Annotated in this window: 19 protein-coding genes; 8 read left to right on the top strand and 11 right to left on the bottom strand. The window is 46.6% G+C overall.

The window, feature by feature from the left end:
* Positions 1–11 precede the first annotated feature (11 nt).
* The 5 genes from folK to sfsA form a co-directional block, all read right to left on the bottom strand.
* A complete protein-coding gene (gene folK / locus V1467_RS18260; RefSeq protein ID WP_416306409.1) occupies positions 12–494 on the bottom strand; it encodes a 2-amino-4-hydroxy-6-hydroxymethyldihydropteridine diphosphokinase in 483 nt (160 codons plus the stop codon).
* Positions 491–1,819: a polynucleotide adenylyltransferase PcnB gene (pcnB, locus tag V1467_RS18255; protein WP_416308724.1), complete on the bottom strand. Its 1,329-nt coding sequence runs from the start codon at positions 1,817–1,819 to the stop codon at positions 491–493. The genes folK and pcnB overlap by 4 nt, the downstream gene beginning before the upstream one ends.
* A gap of 188 nt (positions 1,820–2,007) precedes the next feature.
* Positions 2,008–2,889 carry a tRNA glutamyl-Q(34) synthetase GluQRS gene (gene gluQRS, locus V1467_RS18250; protein WP_416306408.1) on the bottom strand — a complete coding sequence of 294 codons (882 nt, stop codon included), beginning with the start codon at positions 2,887–2,889 and terminating at the stop codon, positions 2,008–2,010.
* Positions 2,890–2,970: 81 nt separating this feature from the next.
* Positions 2,971–3,420 (bottom strand): RNA polymerase-binding protein DksA, encoded by a 450-nt coding sequence (dksA, locus tag V1467_RS18245; RefSeq protein ID WP_416306407.1) that lies wholly within the window; start codon positions 3,418–3,420, stop codon positions 2,971–2,973.
* A 158-nt stretch (positions 3,421–3,578) separates the two neighbouring features.
* Entirely contained in the window at positions 3,579–4,301 is a 723-nt protein-coding gene (gene sfsA / locus V1467_RS18240; protein WP_416306406.1) for a DNA/RNA nuclease SfsA, read from the bottom strand.
* Between the two features lie 114 nt (positions 4,302–4,415).
* Here sfsA and pepB point away from each other — a divergent pair, with 114 nt between their 5' ends.
* Positions 4,416–5,705 carry an aminopeptidase PepB gene (gene pepB, locus V1467_RS18235; protein WP_416306405.1) on the top strand — a complete coding sequence of 430 codons (1,290 nt, stop codon included), beginning with the start codon at positions 4,416–4,418 and terminating at the stop codon, positions 5,703–5,705.
* A gap of 115 nt (positions 5,706–5,820) precedes the next feature.
* Here the strand turns inward: pepB and V1467_RS18230 are convergent, their stop codons facing one another.
* Complete coding sequence (locus V1467_RS18230) at positions 5,821–6,003, bottom strand: MerR family transcriptional regulator (RefSeq protein ID WP_416306404.1); 183 nt, start codon at positions 6,001–6,003, stop codon at positions 5,821–5,823.
* Between the two features lie 144 nt (positions 6,004–6,147).
* Here V1467_RS18230 and V1467_RS18225 point away from each other — a divergent pair, with 144 nt between their 5' ends.
* Together V1467_RS18225 and V1467_RS18220 are read left to right on the top strand one after the other, a co-directional pair.
* Entirely contained in the window at positions 6,148–6,741 is a 594-nt protein-coding gene (locus tag V1467_RS18225) for a YhgN family NAAT transporter (RefSeq protein ID WP_416306403.1), read from the top strand.
* Positions 6,738–7,337 carry a YjaG family protein gene (locus tag V1467_RS18220; RefSeq protein ID WP_416306402.1) on the top strand — a complete coding sequence of 200 codons (600 nt, stop codon included), beginning with the start codon at positions 6,738–6,740 and terminating at the stop codon, positions 7,335–7,337. The genes V1467_RS18225 and V1467_RS18220 overlap by 4 nt, the downstream gene beginning before the upstream one ends.
* On the opposite strand, the gene V1467_RS18215 is transcribed toward V1467_RS18220, so the two are convergent.
* Together V1467_RS18215 and rsmD are read right to left on the bottom strand one after the other, a co-directional pair.
* Positions 7,334–7,711, bottom strand: a complete 378-nt coding sequence (locus V1467_RS18215) for a diacylglycerol kinase (protein ID WP_416306401.1) — start codon at positions 7,709–7,711, stop codon at positions 7,334–7,336. The genes V1467_RS18220 and V1467_RS18215 overlap by 4 nt on opposite strands.
* Positions 7,712–7,716: 5 nt before the next feature.
* Positions 7,717–8,337, bottom strand: coding sequence for a 16S rRNA (guanine(966)-N(2))-methyltransferase RsmD (rsmD, locus tag V1467_RS18210; RefSeq protein WP_416306400.1), 621 nt, complete (start codon positions 8,335–8,337; stop codon positions 7,717–7,719).
* 81 nt (positions 8,338–8,418) lie between these two features.
* Here rsmD and ftsY point away from each other — a divergent pair, with 81 nt between their 5' ends.
* From ftsY to ftsX, 3 genes are read left to right on the top strand one after another with little or no spacing between them, the layout of a single operon-like run.
* Entirely contained in the window at positions 8,419–9,555 is a 1,137-nt protein-coding gene (gene ftsY, locus V1467_RS18205) for a signal recognition particle-docking protein FtsY (RefSeq protein WP_416306399.1), read from the top strand.
* Positions 9,556–9,609: 54 nt separating this feature from the next.
* Positions 9,610–10,311 carry a cell division ATP-binding protein FtsE gene (ftsE, locus tag V1467_RS18200; protein WP_416306398.1) on the top strand — a complete coding sequence of 234 codons (702 nt, stop codon included), beginning with the start codon at positions 9,610–9,612 and terminating at the stop codon, positions 10,309–10,311.
* On the top strand, positions 10,295–11,275 hold the full coding sequence (gene ftsX / locus V1467_RS18195) for a permease-like cell division protein FtsX (protein ID WP_416306397.1): 981 nt from the start codon (positions 10,295–10,297) through the stop codon (positions 11,273–11,275). The genes ftsE and ftsX overlap by 17 nt, the downstream gene beginning before the upstream one ends.
* Here the strand turns inward: ftsX and V1467_RS18190 are convergent.
* Entirely contained in the window at positions 11,272–12,492 is a 1,221-nt protein-coding gene (locus tag V1467_RS18190) for an EAL and HDOD domain-containing protein (protein WP_416306396.1), read from the bottom strand. The genes ftsX and V1467_RS18190 overlap by 4 nt on opposite strands.
* A 394-nt stretch (positions 12,493–12,886) precedes the next feature.
* On the opposite strand from V1467_RS18190, the gene rpoH reads away from it, so the two are divergent.
* Positions 12,887–13,741, top strand: a complete 855-nt coding sequence (gene rpoH, locus V1467_RS18185; RefSeq protein WP_416306395.1) for an RNA polymerase sigma factor RpoH — start codon at positions 12,887–12,889, stop codon at positions 13,739–13,741.
* Between the two features lie 58 nt (positions 13,742–13,799).
* On the opposite strand, the gene V1467_RS18180 is transcribed toward rpoH, so the two are convergent.
* Complete coding sequence (locus tag V1467_RS18180; protein ID WP_416306394.1) at positions 13,800–14,708, bottom strand: YiiD C-terminal domain-containing protein; 909 nt, start codon at positions 14,706–14,708, stop codon at positions 13,800–13,802.
* Between the two features lie 123 nt (positions 14,709–14,831).
* Between V1467_RS18180 and V1467_RS18175 the strand changes: the two genes are divergently transcribed.
* Positions 14,832–15,554, top strand: coding sequence for a spermidine synthase (locus tag V1467_RS18175; protein ID WP_416306393.1), 723 nt, complete (start codon positions 14,832–14,834; stop codon positions 15,552–15,554).
* Here V1467_RS18175 and dtd read toward each other — a convergent pair.
* Positions 15,543–15,980 carry a D-aminoacyl-tRNA deacylase gene (dtd, locus tag V1467_RS18170; RefSeq protein WP_416306392.1) on the bottom strand — a complete coding sequence of 146 codons (438 nt, stop codon included), beginning with the start codon at positions 15,978–15,980 and terminating at the stop codon, positions 15,543–15,545. The genes V1467_RS18175 and dtd overlap by 12 nt on opposite strands.
* Positions 15,981–15,982: the final 2 nt, after the last annotated feature.

The raw sequence follows: 15,982 nt of genomic DNA, 5'->3' as shown, positions 1-15,982 counted from the left end.
AATGCCAAAACTCAGCGTACCGGGTGTAAACCGTTGGATGGACAGGTTTCCAATAACTGGCGCAAAAGTCGACCATCTGGTAGCACCAGGTCCGGGGCGATTTCGGCTAATGGATACAAGACAAATTCCCGTTCAGCCATACCGTAATGTGGCACCAATAAACGCTCATGTTCAATTTGCTGGTTGGCATACAACAGAATATCCAGATCCAGTGTGCGTGCGTCCCAACGCACCGCTTTGCGCTCCCGTCCCTGTGATTGTTCAATCGCCTGCAGGGCATCCAGCAAGGCTAATGGAGTCAGTTCTGTGCTCAGTTCAGCTACGGCATTAATATAATCCGGCTGGTCCTGCGGCCCCATTGGTTGACTGCTGTATAATGCGGATACCTGGATAAGCTGGCTATGCGAAAGTACCGAAAGTGCTTCAATGGCAAGTTTAACTTGTTTAACCGGATCGTGCAGATTACTGCCAATGCCGATAAATACCTGATTCATTTCGGTGCTTTTTTAGGCTTGTATCGACGCTTTCGCCGCGTCGGGGCTTTCTCGGTGTCCCGCAGTTTATCCAGCATGGTTTTGCGTTGTTCCGGGCTGGCGCTCTGAAATTGGGTCCACCAGTCGGCCAATATTTCCAGCTCACCTCCTTCGATCTCGGCGCGCACTAACAAAAAGTCATAAGCGGCACGAAAACGTGGGTGATCCAGTAATTGAAAGGCACGACGGCCAAAGCGGCGCGGTAATCTATTTTGCAATTGCCAGATTTCGCGCATCACCGTGGTAAAACGTTTGGGGATCATGATGCGTTTGGTCTGCCTGTCGAGCACATCACCCATTGCCAGATTAAAGGCGTCAAATTGGCTAAAACCGCCTTCTACCATCAGATTTTGGCAACGATCTTCCAGCGGATACCACAGTAGTGCGGCGTAGATAAACGCCGGTGTGACACGTTGTTCATTGTTGATTCGCTCATCGGTGTTTTGCATAACTTGCTCGATGAAGCTGATCTCCCGGCTATTGGAGTCGTTAAGCAAGGGAGCCAGGATGGGAAACAGTGGTTCCACCAGATGGTATTGTCTTAGCAGACGGAAAATCTGCAGCGCATTGCCGGACAAAAACAGTTTGAGCACTTCTTCAAATAGTCGCGCTGGCGGTATATTGGTGAGCAAGGGCGCCAGTGTTTTAATCGGCGCAGCAGCGGCATCATCAATTTGCATATTCAGTTTTGCGGCAAAACGCACAGCTCGCAGCATGCGTACCGGATCCTCCCGATAGCGGGTTTCGGGATCGCCAATCAGGCTAATCTTGCGTTGTTCAATCGCCCCAATGCCATTGGCAAAATCGCTGATTGAAAAATCGGCGATGTTATAATACATGGCGTTAACGGTGAAATCGCGACGCTCGGCATCTTCAAAAATATCGCCGAAAACATTATCACGTAAAATCTGGCCATGATCGCTTTGCTTACCCAAATCCTGATCGGATTGGTGATGCCCGCGAAAAGTCGCGACTTCGATGACTTCCCGGCCAAACATCACATGGGCTAGACGAAAACGACGGCCGACCAGGCGGCAGTTGCGGAACAGCTCTTTGACCTGCTCAGGCTCGGCATTGGTCACTACATCGAAGTCTTTTGGTTTGAGACCCAGCAACAAATCACGTACACAGCCGCCGACCAGGTAGGCGTTGAATCCGGCATTATGCAGGCGATAGAGTACTTTAAGCGCGTTGTCGCTGATGTCATTCCGCGATATTCCATGTTCACTGCGGCTTAATATGCGCGGTTCCAATACTGTCTTGGCAGGTGCTGAACTGCTGGACAGAACTTGCTTAACCTTGTTAATGACCCGGGTAATAATAACGCTGACTCCTGGAGTATCTCGATGCCGGAAAAATGGGCGCTAATTCTAGCGCAGCTCGGCACAAATGAGAATTGATAATAATTTGCCTGGCCATGCCCCCTCTAAATTCCCGCTGAAATGCGCATTTCCAGATGACATGAATATATAGTTTATTGTTGCAGCTCTTTGCTGGTAGGCAAGCGTGACAGTTGCCAGTGCTCTATTGCCCATTGCAAAATCTCCGCACAGGGGGCACCGTGCAAGTCTTGTGGAGGAGGATGATTGAGCCAGCTCAGCACCTGGCTAAGATTGCCGCTGGCGTTATCGTTGTCCAGAGCCGGAGCGTGATTCTGCTTGCTCAGTTTTAATCCCGGCTGGCTGACAATAACCGGTAAATGCAAATATTCGGGAACGGGTTGATTGAACAGTCGATAGAGCATGATCTGGCAGGCGGTAGGCTGGAGTAAATCAGCTCCGCGAACGATGTGGCTAATTCGTTGGCGGATATCATCGACCACTACCGCTAAATGGTATGCATACAGGCCATCTTTGCGTTTAACAATAAAATCTTCGCTGGCAAATCCCATGTCGCTGCAAACCTTGCCCTGCAATAAATCGTTAAACTGGCTAACCGGCTGATTATTGCGGATACGTAACGCACAACCCTGGTTATCCAATTTGCGGTTACGGCAATAGCCTTGATAATGCCCACCCTGTTGTTGGATCATCTTGCGGGTGCAGTCACACCAATAGGTCAACTGCTGTTGGGCCAGCCAGTCCAGATGTTGATCGTAGAACGAGCTATTGCGACTCTGGTATTCGACGCTTTCATCCCATAACAGCCCATGTGCCTCCAGACTGGTTAAAATGCTGTCGGCCGCGCCGCTCACTTCACGAGGCGGATCGATATCTTCTATGCGCACCAGCCAGCGTCCGGATTGACAACGAGCTTGCAGAAAACTGCCCAGAGCGGCGACAAGTGAGCCCAAATGCAAGGGGCCGGATGGGGATGGCGCAAAGCGTCCGCGGTATTCAGGCGCTGTGGATATCATCGGTATTTATCGGTTTAGAAACGACAAAAGCTGCATAAAGACGGGCTTTATACAGCTTTTGTCGTATAGCCAGCACGGTCATTAACCTTGCATTTGCTTCTCTTTGATTTCTGCCATGGTTTTACAATCGATACACAGATCGGCTGTTGGTCTGGCTTCCAGACGACGTATACCGATTTCGATGCCGCATTGATCACAAAAACCGAAATCGTCTTCTTCAATACGTTTCAGGGTTTTTTCGATTTTTTTAATCAGCTTGCGTTCACGATCCCGGGTACGCAGCTCAATGCTGAATTCTTCTTCCTGAGCCGCGCGATCAACCGGATCCGGGAAGTTGGCGGCTTCGTCCTGCATATGATGTACAGTACGATCCACTTCTTCACGAAGCTGGTTACGCCAAGCCTGCAGTAATTTACGAAAATGCTCCATTTGAGCATCGTTCATATATTCTTCGCCATCCTTTACCTGATAAGGCGATACGCCTGCCAGCGCTAGCAGACCAATGGTTTTGTTTGTTTTTTCTGTTGGCATCTGCCAAATCTCCTAAACAAAATCGCAAGGATTTTAAAAATAAGCGGCTATCTATAGCAGAAAGCCCACTCCTTGACAATGATATGGGTTAGTTCATTTGTTCGATAACAAATGGGTGGCCCGGCTCAAATCAGACAGCCAAATATGGAGATGAAATTTTAAAAATCAACTGTTTTATCGCAAATAAACGGGACCGATTGATCCAAAAAGTAATTTTGTTGTTGCAGCTCACAGCGATAGGCCAAAATTTGTACACCCGCATTGATAGCAAGCTGTAATTGAGTGGCATAGTCTGCGTCGATGTGGTCAGCCACCTTAACCTGTTGGATACCGCTATGTTGGACCGCAAAAAATAGTACCGCCCGATACCCCTGTTCCACCATGACAACCAGTTCGCGTAAATGTTTTTGGCCCCTTTTGGTGACCGCGTCAGGAAAATAACCACAACCGTTCTCCAGTAAGGTGACAGATTTTACTTCCACATAACAATCCGCTAATCCTGGCGCAGAGAGTAAAAAGTCAATCCGGCTGTTTTCATCGCCGTATTTTACTTCTGCGGCAATCTGCTCATAATCGGCCAGCTCGGAAATGATCTTATTTTGCAGTGCTTCGGCCACCAGTTTATTGGCGTTGTGGGTGTTGATACCAATGATCTGTTGTTGGTGATTCTCCACCAGCTCCCAGCTGTAAGCCAGCTTGCGTTTGGGGTTATTATGTTTGGATAAGTAGGCTATCCAACCGGGATCGGCACAGTTTTTCATTGAGCCGGTATTGGCACAATGGGCAATGGCAATCTGACCATCGTCCAGTTCAATATCGGCAAAAAAGCGCTTGTAGCGTTTAATTAACTTTCCTTTAATCAGGGGACTGACAAACTTCATCGCTTGAGATCACTTGAGAATATGCGGGTGGATAACTTAGACTAGCGAGCTATTCTAGCAAATTGATCCCGATCTGTATGTGGGATCGATATTAGTGATTTTTGGAGTTTGTTTATGGCTCATCTTACCCTGAAGCTTTCCTCCCAACCGGCCCCGTCTCAATGGGGAGCCAACGCGATTTTGTCTTTTACCGACAACAGCGCCACTATTCATATTGGTGAAGACCAGAGTTCCAATCTACGTATTATCAAAAAGGCCGCTCGCAGCCTAGAAGGGCTAGGTAACAAGGAAGTGCAGCTGGAAGGAGAGTGGGACATTGAACAACAATGGGCATTTGCCTGTAGCTACAGTTCGGTCAAAAAACCGGAAGGTATTCTTTGGTTGGATAACAACGATAAAGCTGAGCTGGACAAGCGCTTTAAAGCGTTGCTGTTTACCCGTGACATTATCAATCGGGCACCTGATGATATTCATCCGCAAAGTTTGGCCAGTGAGGTGATCAACTGGTTGAGCCAGATTGGTGGTGAGGCAATTAGCAGTAAAGTGATCAGCGGTGATGACCTGCAGAAACAGGGATGGACAGGCATTTATAATGTGGGAAAAGGTAGTGATCGCCCACCGTTGTTGCTGGAGCTGGATTTTAATCCGTCAGGTAAAGATGATGAACCGGTCAGCGCCGCGCTGGTAGGTAAAGGTATTACCTTCGACAGCGGTGGCTACAGCATCAAATCCAGTGAAGGTATGTTGACCATGAAATGCGACATGGGCGGGGCTGCCACCGTTGCTGGTGCATTGGGGTTGGCGATGATGCAAGGACTGGATAAACGAGTAAAACTGTTTTTGTGTTGTGCGGAAAATCTGATTAACGGTAATGCCTACAAGCTGGGCGATATTCTCACCTATAAAAACGGCACGACGGTTGAAATTGTTAATACCGATGCTGAGGGGCGTCTGGTATTGGCCGACGGGCTATTGGCCGCCTGTGCTAGCGGTGCGCCGCTGATTATTGATGCAGCCACGTTAACCGGTGCTGCGATGGTGGCTGTTGGCGGTGACTATAATGCGTTATTCGCTTTAGACAAAGAATTGCTGCAAAAAGTCTTGAAGATAGCGGAACAGGAAAATGAACCAGCGTGGCCTTTACCACTGGAATTGTGGCATCAGGAAAATTGCCCGTCGGCTTATGCGGATACGGCTAACAGCCGGGCACAAAAAGGTGGTGGTGCAGGTGGTGCCTCAAACGCAGCCGGTTTCCTGTCGCGATTTGTTGCCAATCAAGGCAAAGGCTGGGTACATTTTGATTTAGCGTCGGCCTTTAATAACAGTGCAACCAGTTATCTGCCGGCAGGAGCAACAGGTTTGGGAATTCGCACTATAGCCAGCACCTTGCTAAGTGTTGAATAGTCGATTTTTGGGGAAGCTGGTTTTCAGGAAATAACACAGATAATCGCTGCGACGCTGAGGACATCATGATTTGCTTAAATCAACCTCTGCGTCTCGGTGGTATGGTCAGTACTGATTAAATACCGCCTATGCGTTCGGCGAAGGTTTTGTAGCGCTCTACATCGTCCGAGTCAAATAATGGGCGTCCTTCATCATCTTTTTGCTTGGCAATGAGCAGGCTTTCCCGTTCAAGCCGCTCCACCCTGATATCTTGCACGCCAAGAAATTCTGCTACTTCACTTACCGTCATTAAACTCATTTTTACCCCATCCTTTGTTTTTTTATATTATAAAACTCGTTAAGCATTTCAGCAGTATAAACAAGATAATTAAATAACTGAAACTTAGATATTTTTTTACTAGAATAGCAGCATTAACTGCCCCTGACTGCTGAGAAGAATTTTATGGATACCTGGTCAGCCGCCATTATGTTATTTCTGATTATGGATCCGCTCGGTAATTTACCGATATTCATGTCGGTATTAAAAGTCATCGAACCTAAACGGCGTCGTATTGTATTAGCCAGAGAATTAATATTTTCTTTATTAATCATGGGTTTGTTTTTATTTAGTGGTCAATCCATGCTGGATTTTCTGAATGTTAGACAGGAAACTGTCAGTATCGCCGGCGGGATTATCTTATTTCTGATTGCTTTGCGGATGATTTTCCCGCAACCGGGTGGTGTGGCCGGACATCCTGTCGGTGAAGAACCCTTTCTGGTGCCGTTGGCCATTCCCATGGTGGCGGGCCCATCGATACTGGCGGCGTTAATATTGTTAGCTAACCAGGATCCTAATCGTATGGTGGACTGGAGCATTGCGTTATTTTCGGCCTGGTTGGTAACAGCGTCAATTTTAATGTTTTCTAATCTGTTTCACCGTATTCTGGGCGAACGCGGATTAACAGCGGTTGAAAGACTGATGGGGATGATTTTGGTAATGATTTCCATCCAGATGTTTCTTGACGGTGTGGTGGCTTATTGGGGACACGCAACATGACAAAAAAACTGAATATTTTTGCACAGGTAAGGGAATTATCCGGCTGGCAAGCAGTTGCGTTTGCAGCCACGTTAGTCGAACGCATGTTGCCCAATTACAACCTGTTCTGTGAAGCTTGTGATTTTGGCGATCCTGCCCAGTATCGCAAGACACTTAATTCTATCTGGGAATCCTTGGCCAGCCCTAAAAGCAAAATCAATTTTGCTGCCCAACTGGAGAAAATCGAAACGGCTATCCCGGATGCTGCAGATTTTGACGTTTATGGTGTCTATCCGGCTATCGATGTATGTATGTCAATGACCGCACTGATCTTACTGATCATGGACGATGATCCGCAAGGTGCGGTGGTGGTGAGTAAACTGTCGCAAGGTTCGGTGGAAGCGTTTGTCGAAGCTGCCGCAGCGGAAGAAATTGACGATACGCAAATTAAACAGCATCCGTTAATGCAATGGGAAATCAGTTTTCAGGCAGATTTGCTGGGCGTCCTTGCCAGTACCAGGCCCGATGCTGGATTGTTCAAGCAATTAAAAGCCATGGCGACTGAAGAAGGCATGTCAAATATCGGTATTGATATGCAAGAATTGTCACCAGACTAAAAAAACTTTCCCACTGTCACCCCTAACCAGCAGACCAGAATGATTAACATGGTAAAAAATACTGCTGCCGAGCCAAGATCTTTAGCCTGTTTGGATAACGGATGAATATCGGTACTGATGCGGTCAATTGCGGCTTCGATAGCACTGTTGATGCATTCAACTACCAGTAGCATCAGCAACGGAACAATCAGTACTACCAGCTCCAGTGGCTTTTGTGTGAGCAGGAATGCCACGGGAATCAACACCAGGCATAGCAGTAGTTCTTGCCGAAAAGCGGCTTCATGGCGATAAGCATAGCCAATACCGTCTACAGAACATTGTGTTGCTTTAACTATCCGGCCAATACCGGTTCCATTAGGTTTTTCCATCGACATAATTTTTATTCTTCTCGTACAAATAAACGATAACAAAATTGTTTGGTTTGGCGTTGTTTTACTAACTGCCAATCTGCTGGCAAAGGGTAAGCCGCATTGGCCAGTTCCGTCTCGATATAAATCAGCCCGCCTTTGGCTAACAAGTCGTATTCGGCAATTTTGCTCAGCAGAGGTTCAATTAACCCTTGATTAAACGGTGGATCGGCGAAAATCAAATCAAACTGCTGCTTAAATGTTGGTAGCACATCGTGAATATTTTTATTCAGTACCACAGCTTGAGGTTCGCTCAACGCCAGGGTTCGACAATTTTGCCTGATTGTCTGGCTGGCGGTTTTATCCAATTCAACAAATACGCTGCTGGCGGCATGACGCGATAATGCTTCAAAACCCAATCCGCCACTGCCGGCAAAAGCGTCCAGACAATGGCGACCGACGATATAAGGAGCCAGCCAGTTAAACAGGGTTTCTTTGGTTCTGTCCGTGGTGGGGCGTAGCCCCTCTACATCGAGTACCGGCAGTTTTCGTCCCCGCCATTGTCCGGCGATAATTCGGATACTTCCCTGAGTGCTGGATATTTTTTTGGCCTGTCGCTTCATTGAAATGTTATGATTATTCGGATTATGCATAGTGTACAGCTTCACCGTTGCCGGTACACATTCAATTGTTGGTAAGTGCGTACCTAATTATTGGTAAGGAACAGCGTTTTTATGTCGAAGTTATTCCCCTGGTTTAAAAAAGATAAACAAAATCAGGTTACACCTGTTAATGAGCAGCCTGAGCCGCCTGAGGCTGAAACGACTGAAGATATAGAACTTGACGGGGAAAACGAAACCGAGCATACACCTGAAGTAGCAGAATCTTCCGACGTTGTGGCCGAACCGCTTACAGAAACACCACCAGTCAATCCATCTGCCGAACCAGTCGGATTTTTTACCAAGCTGAAACAGAGTTTATCCAAAACCAGAGCCAATATCGGTAGTGGTTTTGTCAGTTTATTTACCGGTAAAAAAATTGATGATGAATTATTCGAAGAGCTGGAAACACAATTGTTGATGGCCGACGTGGGGATGGATACCACCCAGAAAATTATTCGCCAACTGACCGACAAAGCCAAATTGGGGCAGCTCAAGGATGGTGAGGCCTTGTATGGTTTGCTTAAACAGCAAATGTCGGATTTGTTAACCCCGGTTACCCAACCGCTGGATGTGAGCCTAAACCCGGGACCTTTTGTGATTTTAATGGTGGGTGTTAATGGTGTCGGCAAAACCACCACTATTGGCAAATTGGCCAAACAATATCAACAACAAGGCAAAAAAGTCATGCTGGCAGCCGGAGATACTTTCCGGGCTGCGGCGGTAGAACAACTTCAGGTGTGGGGCGAACGCAATAACATACCGGTGATCGCCCAGCAAACCGGATCTGACAGCGCGTCAGTATTATTTGATGCGTTGCAAGCGGCGCAAGCACGTAAAATAGACGTGTTGATTGCCGATACGGCAGGTCGTTTGCAAAATAAAGAACATCTAATGGAAGAATTGAAGAAAGTGGTACGGGTAATGAAAAAAGTAAACCCCGATGCACCCCACGAAGTCATGCTGACACTGGATGCCGGCACCGGACAAAATGCCATCAGCCAGACCAAACTTTTCAGTGAAGCAGTTGGCTTGACGGGGATAGCGCTGACCAAACTGGATGGTACTGCCAAAGGCGGAGTGATTTTTGCGATTGCCGATCAGTTTACTATTCCGATCCGTTATATTGGTGTCGGAGAAGGCATCGACGATTTGCGTCCGTTTGAAGGGCCGCAGTTTGTCGATGCGCTGTTTAGTCAGCAACAAGACTAAAAAGCCGATGAGAATGCCACAATTTTAATAATAACAACGGAAATTCAATAAGTTATGATTAAGTTTCAGCAAGTCAGCAAGACTTATCCGGGTGGACAGCAAGCGCTGCGTCAGGTGAGTTTTCATATCAAGCCCGGAGAAATGGCCTTTTTAACCGGTCATTCCGGCGCTGGTAAAAGCACCTTGCTGAAACTGATTAGTATTATGGAACGACCAACAGTAGGACAGGTGCTGATCAACGGACATGATCTGATGAGCATCAAGTCCCGACAAATCCCGTATATTCGCCGTGATATTGGCATGATATTTCAGAGCCATCAGTTATTAATGGATAAAACGGTGTTTGACAATGTGGCGTTGCCGCTGATTATTGAAGGTTATGCGCGACGTGAAATTACCCGCAGGGTCCATGCCGCGCTGGACATGGTAGGATTATTAAATAAAGCCAAGAACTCGCCCATCACCTTATCGGGTGGGGAGCAACAGCGTGTCGGTATTGCCCGCGCGGTGGTCAATAAACCGCCCTTATTGCTGGCCGATGAGCCAACCGGTAATCTGGATCCCAAGCTATCCATGGAGATTATTCAGCTCTTTGAAAATTTCAATCAGGCCGGAGTTTCTGTGTTAATTGCTACCCACGATTTAGGACTTATTGCCCGTATGCGCTATCGCACGCTTACGCTCAAGAACGGCCAAATGATTACCGATGGATTGACCGAAGACTGGCAGGAGGACGACGATGAGCTTACTGTTTAAAGAACGCCAGCACGGCGCTGAACAAAGCAAAATATCGCCACTGCAAAAAATACTGATGTTTTTTGTTGATCACTTGCGTCAGTCGCTGGCCAGCTTGGGCGAGTTGTGGCGCACGCCCGCAGCGTCATTGATGACTATTGGTGTACTGGGGCTGAGTATTACCTTGCCCACCACCCTTTACGTGTTGGTTAAAAACACCGAGCAAGTTAGTGCTGGCTGGGAACAGGCTGCGGAGATTTCATTGTTCTTGCGTAAAGATGTCTCTCAGGGAGATATCCAGCAAATGGTCAAACGGGTCAGCTTATGGCCTGAGGTAGAGAAACTGCTGCACATTCCCGCTGACAAGGCGTTGGATGAATTCAAGAAATTGTCCGGTTTTGGTGATGCGTTGCAATATCTGGACAGTAATCCGTTACCCGAGGTGCTACTCGTTACACCAACCGTCAAGCATGCTGGCCCCAAATCTGCTGCGAGATTGTTGCAAAAGTTGCGTGACGAGCGGGAAGTGGAAACCGGCAAGCTGGATATTGAATGGTTAACCCGTTTGCATGGGGTACTTGAACTGGCGCGTGAACTGGTGCTGCTCATTGCGCTGTTGCTGTTTATGGCAGTGGTGCTGATTATCGGCAACACCATACGCTTGAATATACTCAATAAACGTAGCGAAATTCTGGTAATGAAACTGGTTGGTGCAACAGACTCGTTTATTCAGCGCCCGTTTCTGTATACCGGCTTCTGGTTTGGTCTTAGCGGTGGGATATTGGCCTGGTTTGCGGTGATGCTGATCACCTGGTGGATGGGGGCCAGTATTGCCAATGTTACCGCGTTATATCAAAAGAATTTTGAACTCACCGGACTGGCTGGCTCAGAATTGTTAACCATGCTGGGTTTATCCATTTTTCTGGGGTTGGCCGGATCCGTTATCAGTGTTCACCGCCACGTGCGTGATATCGAGCCCAGTTAGTCCGATGCCATGCTACGCATGGCTCCACCCCAAATCAGCGCTTGATGATGAAAATCATGAATATCGTCAGTGTTGATTTGCAAGCTAATGGCTGCCTGTTGAACATTTTGCCAGTTGGCCGATTCCAGTGCTTTAACCAGATTGAGATAATTATTTAGCCTGCCTTCCATACCGCATAGTCCTTGTTTTAGCTCATCCGATATAGGTAACTTGTTGACCAGAACGGCCATTTCCTGATCCAGTAAAGCATCCAGCATCGATAGCAATCCTACCAGAAAACCCATGGGCGGGTTGTTAAATTCTCCTTTGCTATCAGCAATCAACTCACAAAACTTGGCGCGAACCAGTGACAGGTGGATCAGCTCAGGAGGTTTATTGTCGTTCAGGTTGGCGAGTGCCAGCAGGGCAATAAATTTCTTGATTTCGATTTGGCCCATATAATTCAGCGCGTGGCGCAACGAGGTGATTTTCTGGCGCTTGTTGACCATAGGATTATTGATAAAACGTAACAAGCGATATGACAAGCTGACATCTCGTTCGATGATACTGTTGATACGGGCAAAATCGAATTCTACCGAGGATGAGACGGCTAACAGTTCCACTACACCGAGTTTGGATGAAGGCAAGCTTTTGTTTTTTATCACCTGAGGACGGGTAAAAAAGTAGCCCTGAAACAGGTCAAAACCCAGTTGGTGGAAAAATTCGAATTCATCTTCGGTTTCCACTTTTTCTGCAACCAGCTTGACATTATAAGCTTTCAATTTGCCCATATTATCTTCAATGGTAAAGCGATCGCTTTCCCTGACATCAACTTTAATAATATCCACCAAAGGAATAAATACATCCCATTTAGGATCAAAGTTATAGTCATCCAGCGCCAGCTTGTAGCCCAGATTTTTTATTTGTTGGCAGGCATCCAGAATGGGTTGGGAAATATCAATATTCTCCAGTACTTCGACTACTACTGATTCGGGATCCAGGAAGGTAGGAAAACGGTAAAGCAGGGTGTCCTGAAAAAAATTGATAAAGGCCGGTTTACCGTTGGTAATTTCATCCAGGCCAAGATTCAGGTGGCTATTGGTTAATAATTTGGAGGTGGCCTCGTCGGGGGCAATGTCAGGGTAACAATTACTGGTTCCGTCGCGAAACAGCAGCTCATAGGCATAAACATGTTTTTTGCGATCAAAAATCGCTTGCCGAGCAACATAGGTGTACACGCAACCAGCCTCCATTTAAAAAACACAATCCCAAAAGTGGGTGACTTTTATATTACTCCAGTCTTTCGAGTTGAGCCTGAAAATCCCATACTCCCACTCGTTTCAACAAAATGGGCAAGCAGATTTATTTAGATGACTAAACTACACTATTTGCGCCTCAATTGAGAAATTTTCAGTTCTCAACAGTGCTGAATATGCTAGTTCGAAATAAAATATTACATTCTGTTGTGGGCTACCATATTGAAATTTAGATGGTTTGTCACCATTGGAACTTATCAGTGGGTATGTACACTAATAAATAGCGCGCTATTGGACGTTACAAGGCGTAAAAATAATGGCGAAGCCCATTACGCAATGATAGACTGCTTAGCAGAAATACTTTAAGGAGTACACAATGAGCACAAGCCTACAATCAATGGCATTAAGCGTTCCTCGTAGCTCCGGTAGCATCGAAGCCTATATCCAGGCAGCTGGCAGTATTGCCATGTTGAGTGCCGAAGAAGAACGTGAATTAGCTGAACGATTGCAACAAGATGGTGATCTGGAATCTGCACGTAAGCTGATCATGTCACATCTGCGTTTTGTAGTGCATATTGCCAAGTCATATTCCGGTTACGGTTTACCTCAGGCTGATTTAATTCAGGAAGGTAACATTGGTTTGATGAAAGCGGTGAAGCGTTTTGATCCCACAGTTGGCGTAAGGCTGGTGTCGTTCGCGGTACATTGGATTAAAGCCGAGATCCACGAATTTGTATTACGTAATTGGCGTATTGTTAAAGTGGCTACCACTAAAGCGCAACGTAAATTATTCTTTAATTTGCGCAAGGCGAAGAAGCGTCTTGGCTGGTTTACCCATGATGAAGTTGAAACCGTTGCTGAAGCTTTGGGAGTAAGCACCAAAGAAGTTCTGCAAATGGAAGCGCGTATGAGCAGCCAGGATCAGACCTTTGATTTATCGGCTGATGATGACGAAAGCGGTAATTTTGCGCCTGTTCAATATCTGGAAGATAAATCTGCCAGTGTTGAGTCACAGATTATTTCTGATGATTGGGATAGCAATGCCAGCGATCGTTTATATTCTGCGATTAAAACACTGGATGAGCGTAGCCAACATATTATCCAGACTCGTTGGTTAACCGATGACAAAACCACGCTGCAAGAGCTGGCTGATAAATATCAGGTCTCTGCCGAGCGGGTACGTCAGATTGAAAAGAACGCGATGAAAAAATTGCAATATGCTATGGCATAATCGCTAATGCATAGAATTGAAAAAGCCTTCTTCTGAAGGCTTTTTTGTATCTGCATACTCAGGAAACGGACTTTTCCGGAATAACCCAGTATTCTCCTTTAAACACACCAACCGGCACATCATCGTCGAAGATATCCACCTGCAATTTCACCGGACAACGTTTGCCTTTGGCCAGTAAATCAAATTTCTCTATCATTGATTCAATATTGCAGACGGCACGGGGACGAACCGTAATAGGCTTGGTGTATTTGATATCGCCTTCAGACAAAACAATATCGCCGCTGAGTTCTTTTTCCTTGAGATGCAAGTGGATCATGCCCCAGCCGGTCAGTACAGCTTGCGAATAAATACTACCGGCAAACATGGTGTTATGCGGATTCATGTTTTTCACCAGCGAAGATCGGGTTTCCAGGGTACGGCCACTGTACTGGAACAGTTTGATCCCCATCTGTTCGCTGATCGGAATAGCTTCGTGCCATAGTTTTTGCAATGCCTGGCACCATTTGGGATGGATCATGATGGCGTTGAGTTCGGTTAATTGCTTGATCATTAACTGACGAGTCAGACTACCCAGCTCGGTGGGGCTTTCTCCGGCGACCACATAACCGCAGCTTTTGAAAAAAGGCATGGACAGTTCACGGCTGTTGGTGACAATACGTTCCACTCCCTCGTGTCTGGCGACTCCTTCCAGCGCCGAGACAATCAATTTCCCCAAACCTTTGCCTTGTTGATCGTTCGATACGGCGATATGGCGCATTTGCGCCTCTTCAGAGGTATTAAAGTGCAGGCGTCCAATTGCCAGTACTTGTTTATCCGGGCCGACAATCATCCGGTGATGACTGACCTGCTCGTATTCATCCTTTTCAGAACCGAGAGGATAATTCCACGGCTTGCGCAGCATTTGCCAGCGAAAAGTAAAATACTTCTCAAAGTCTTCATCAGTTTCTGGTGTCACGACTCTATACATATATTCACTTATTTCTCAGTTAGAAAAGTTACTATTCCGATCCCGGACGGATAACCTTATAGTGTTCTGCATCGATTAGGAAGATGATTTATAACAGTGGTATTCGATCTAAAACAAGACCTGGTGAACCAATCACTGTTGTACCTGAATCAGTCAGCGGGCTTGCAAGCCTTGTCTGTTCTGCAAAATGAACATTATTGCTGGCTGGAAATAAATAATACGGTACATAGTGTTATGTGTCGCAGCAACCCCGCTCAATTGATTTTGCCGCATTTACATCCGATGATGCTAGCCCTGTACTTTGCGCCTCAAGCAAAAAATGCACTGGAGTTGGGACTAGGAGGCGGGGCTATACAGCGTTATCTCGCGCAGCATTCACGCATTGAGCTGACCAGCGTGGAACTGCGCACAGATGTTATCGCCAGTTTCGAGCGCTACTTTAATCCAGCCCGTCTGGGGGCCAAAATTATTCAGATTGATGCCCAACAATATTTACCGCAGTCTGGTAAGACCGATCTATTGTTTGTAGATCTGTTTGACCATCAGCATTGCCCCGCATTTTTATTCGAGCCTGATTTCTACCATAAATGTCATCTGGCCCTGTCGTCACAGGGCATATTGATTGTGAATCTGTTACCTGTTAGCGAGTTTCAGGTCGAACAGGTCACCCATTTATTACGTCAGCAATTCGGTCAACAAACCCTATGTTTTTCAGTGCCCGGATACATTAATCGGGTCCTGATGGTGTCCGAGCAGCCTTTACCGGCCATATCTTTTGATGCTGATTTTTTTGACTTTGTACAGCGCAGCCAGATTGATCTGAATTTGTTTGTATTAGACAGTTAACGAAAACGTGACTGGCCCATCATTAATCAGCTCGACCTGCATATCAGCACCAAACAGGCCGGTTTGACAATAGACACCTGCGCTACGGGCTTGCTGAATAAAATGCTCGTACAATTTCTCGCTGGTCGGAGGGGCGGCTGCACTGGAAAAGCTGGGTCTGTTACCCTTACGTGTATCCGCCACCAGAGTAAATTGTGACACCACCAGTAACTGGCCTTGTATTTGTTGCAAGTTAAGATTCATTTTGTCGTCGCTATCGCTAAAAATTCGATAGTTTAATACTCGTTGACACAGGCGCTGTGCCTTCGCTTCGTTATCTTCTTTTTCTATCCCCAGCAGCAGTAAAATGCCCTGACCAATTTCTCCTACACATTCACCGACAACCTCTACCCGTGCCTGTTTTACCCGCTGCAATAATCCGATCATTA

It is taken from the genome of Neptunicella plasticusilytica, from assembly GCF_047922965.1.
Taxonomy (GTDB): Bacteria; Pseudomonadota; Gammaproteobacteria; order Enterobacterales; family Alteromonadaceae; genus Neptunicella; species Neptunicella plasticusilytica.
The sequence above is the reverse complement of the archived record's forward strand: the minus strand, read 5'-3'. Positions and strand labels throughout refer to the sequence as shown.

Excerpts from the sequence above, each read along its gene's own strand:
- rsmD (WP_416306400.1), bottom strand. The coding sequence starts at position 8,337 with ATGCATAATCCGAATAATCATAACATTTCAATGAAGCGACAGGCCAAA.
- gluQRS (WP_416306408.1), bottom strand. The coding sequence starts at position 2,889 with ATGATATCCACAGCGCCTGAATACCGCGGACGCTTTGCGCCATCCCCA.
- V1467_RS18230 (WP_416306404.1), bottom strand. The coding sequence starts at position 6,003 with ATGAGTTTAATGACGGTAAGTGAAGTAGCAGAATTTCTTGGCGTGCAA.
- folK (WP_416306409.1), bottom strand. The coding sequence starts at position 494 with ATGAATCAGGTATTTATCGGCATTGGCAGTAATCTGCACGATCCGGTT.
- ftsE (WP_416306398.1), top strand. The coding sequence starts at position 9,610 with ATGATTAAGTTTCAGCAAGTCAGCAAGACTTATCCGGGTGGACAGCAA.
- pepB (WP_416306405.1), top strand. The coding sequence starts at position 4,416 with ATGGCTCATCTTACCCTGAAGCTTTCCTCCCAACCGGCCCCGTCTCAA.
- V1467_RS18180 (WP_416306394.1), bottom strand. The coding sequence starts at position 14,708 with ATGTATAGAGTCGTGACACCAGAAACTGATGAAGACTTTGAGAAGTAT.
- V1467_RS18215 (WP_416306401.1), bottom strand. The coding sequence starts at position 7,711 with ATGTCGATGGAAAAACCTAATGGAACCGGTATTGGCCGGATAGTTAAA.
- ftsY (WP_416306399.1), top strand. The coding sequence starts at position 8,419 with ATGTCGAAGTTATTCCCCTGGTTTAAAAAAGATAAACAAAATCAGGTT.
- V1467_RS18220 (WP_416306402.1), top strand. The coding sequence starts at position 6,738 with ATGACAAAAAAACTGAATATTTTTGCACAGGTAAGGGAATTATCCGGC.
- ftsX (WP_416306397.1), top strand. The coding sequence starts at position 10,295 with ATGAGCTTACTGTTTAAAGAACGCCAGCACGGCGCTGAACAAAGCAAA.
- V1467_RS18225 (WP_416306403.1), top strand. The coding sequence starts at position 6,148 with ATGGATACCTGGTCAGCCGCCATTATGTTATTTCTGATTATGGATCCG.
- rpoH (WP_416306395.1), top strand. The coding sequence starts at position 12,887 with ATGAGCACAAGCCTACAATCAATGGCATTAAGCGTTCCTCGTAGCTCC.
- sfsA (WP_416306406.1), bottom strand. The coding sequence starts at position 4,301 with ATGAAGTTTGTCAGTCCCCTGATTAAAGGAAAGTTAATTAAACGCTAC.
- dksA (WP_416306407.1), bottom strand. The coding sequence starts at position 3,420 with ATGCCAACAGAAAAAACAAACAAAACCATTGGTCTGCTAGCGCTGGCA.
- dtd (WP_416306392.1), bottom strand. The coding sequence starts at position 15,980 with ATGATCGGATTATTGCAGCGGGTAAAACAGGCACGGGTAGAGGTTGTC.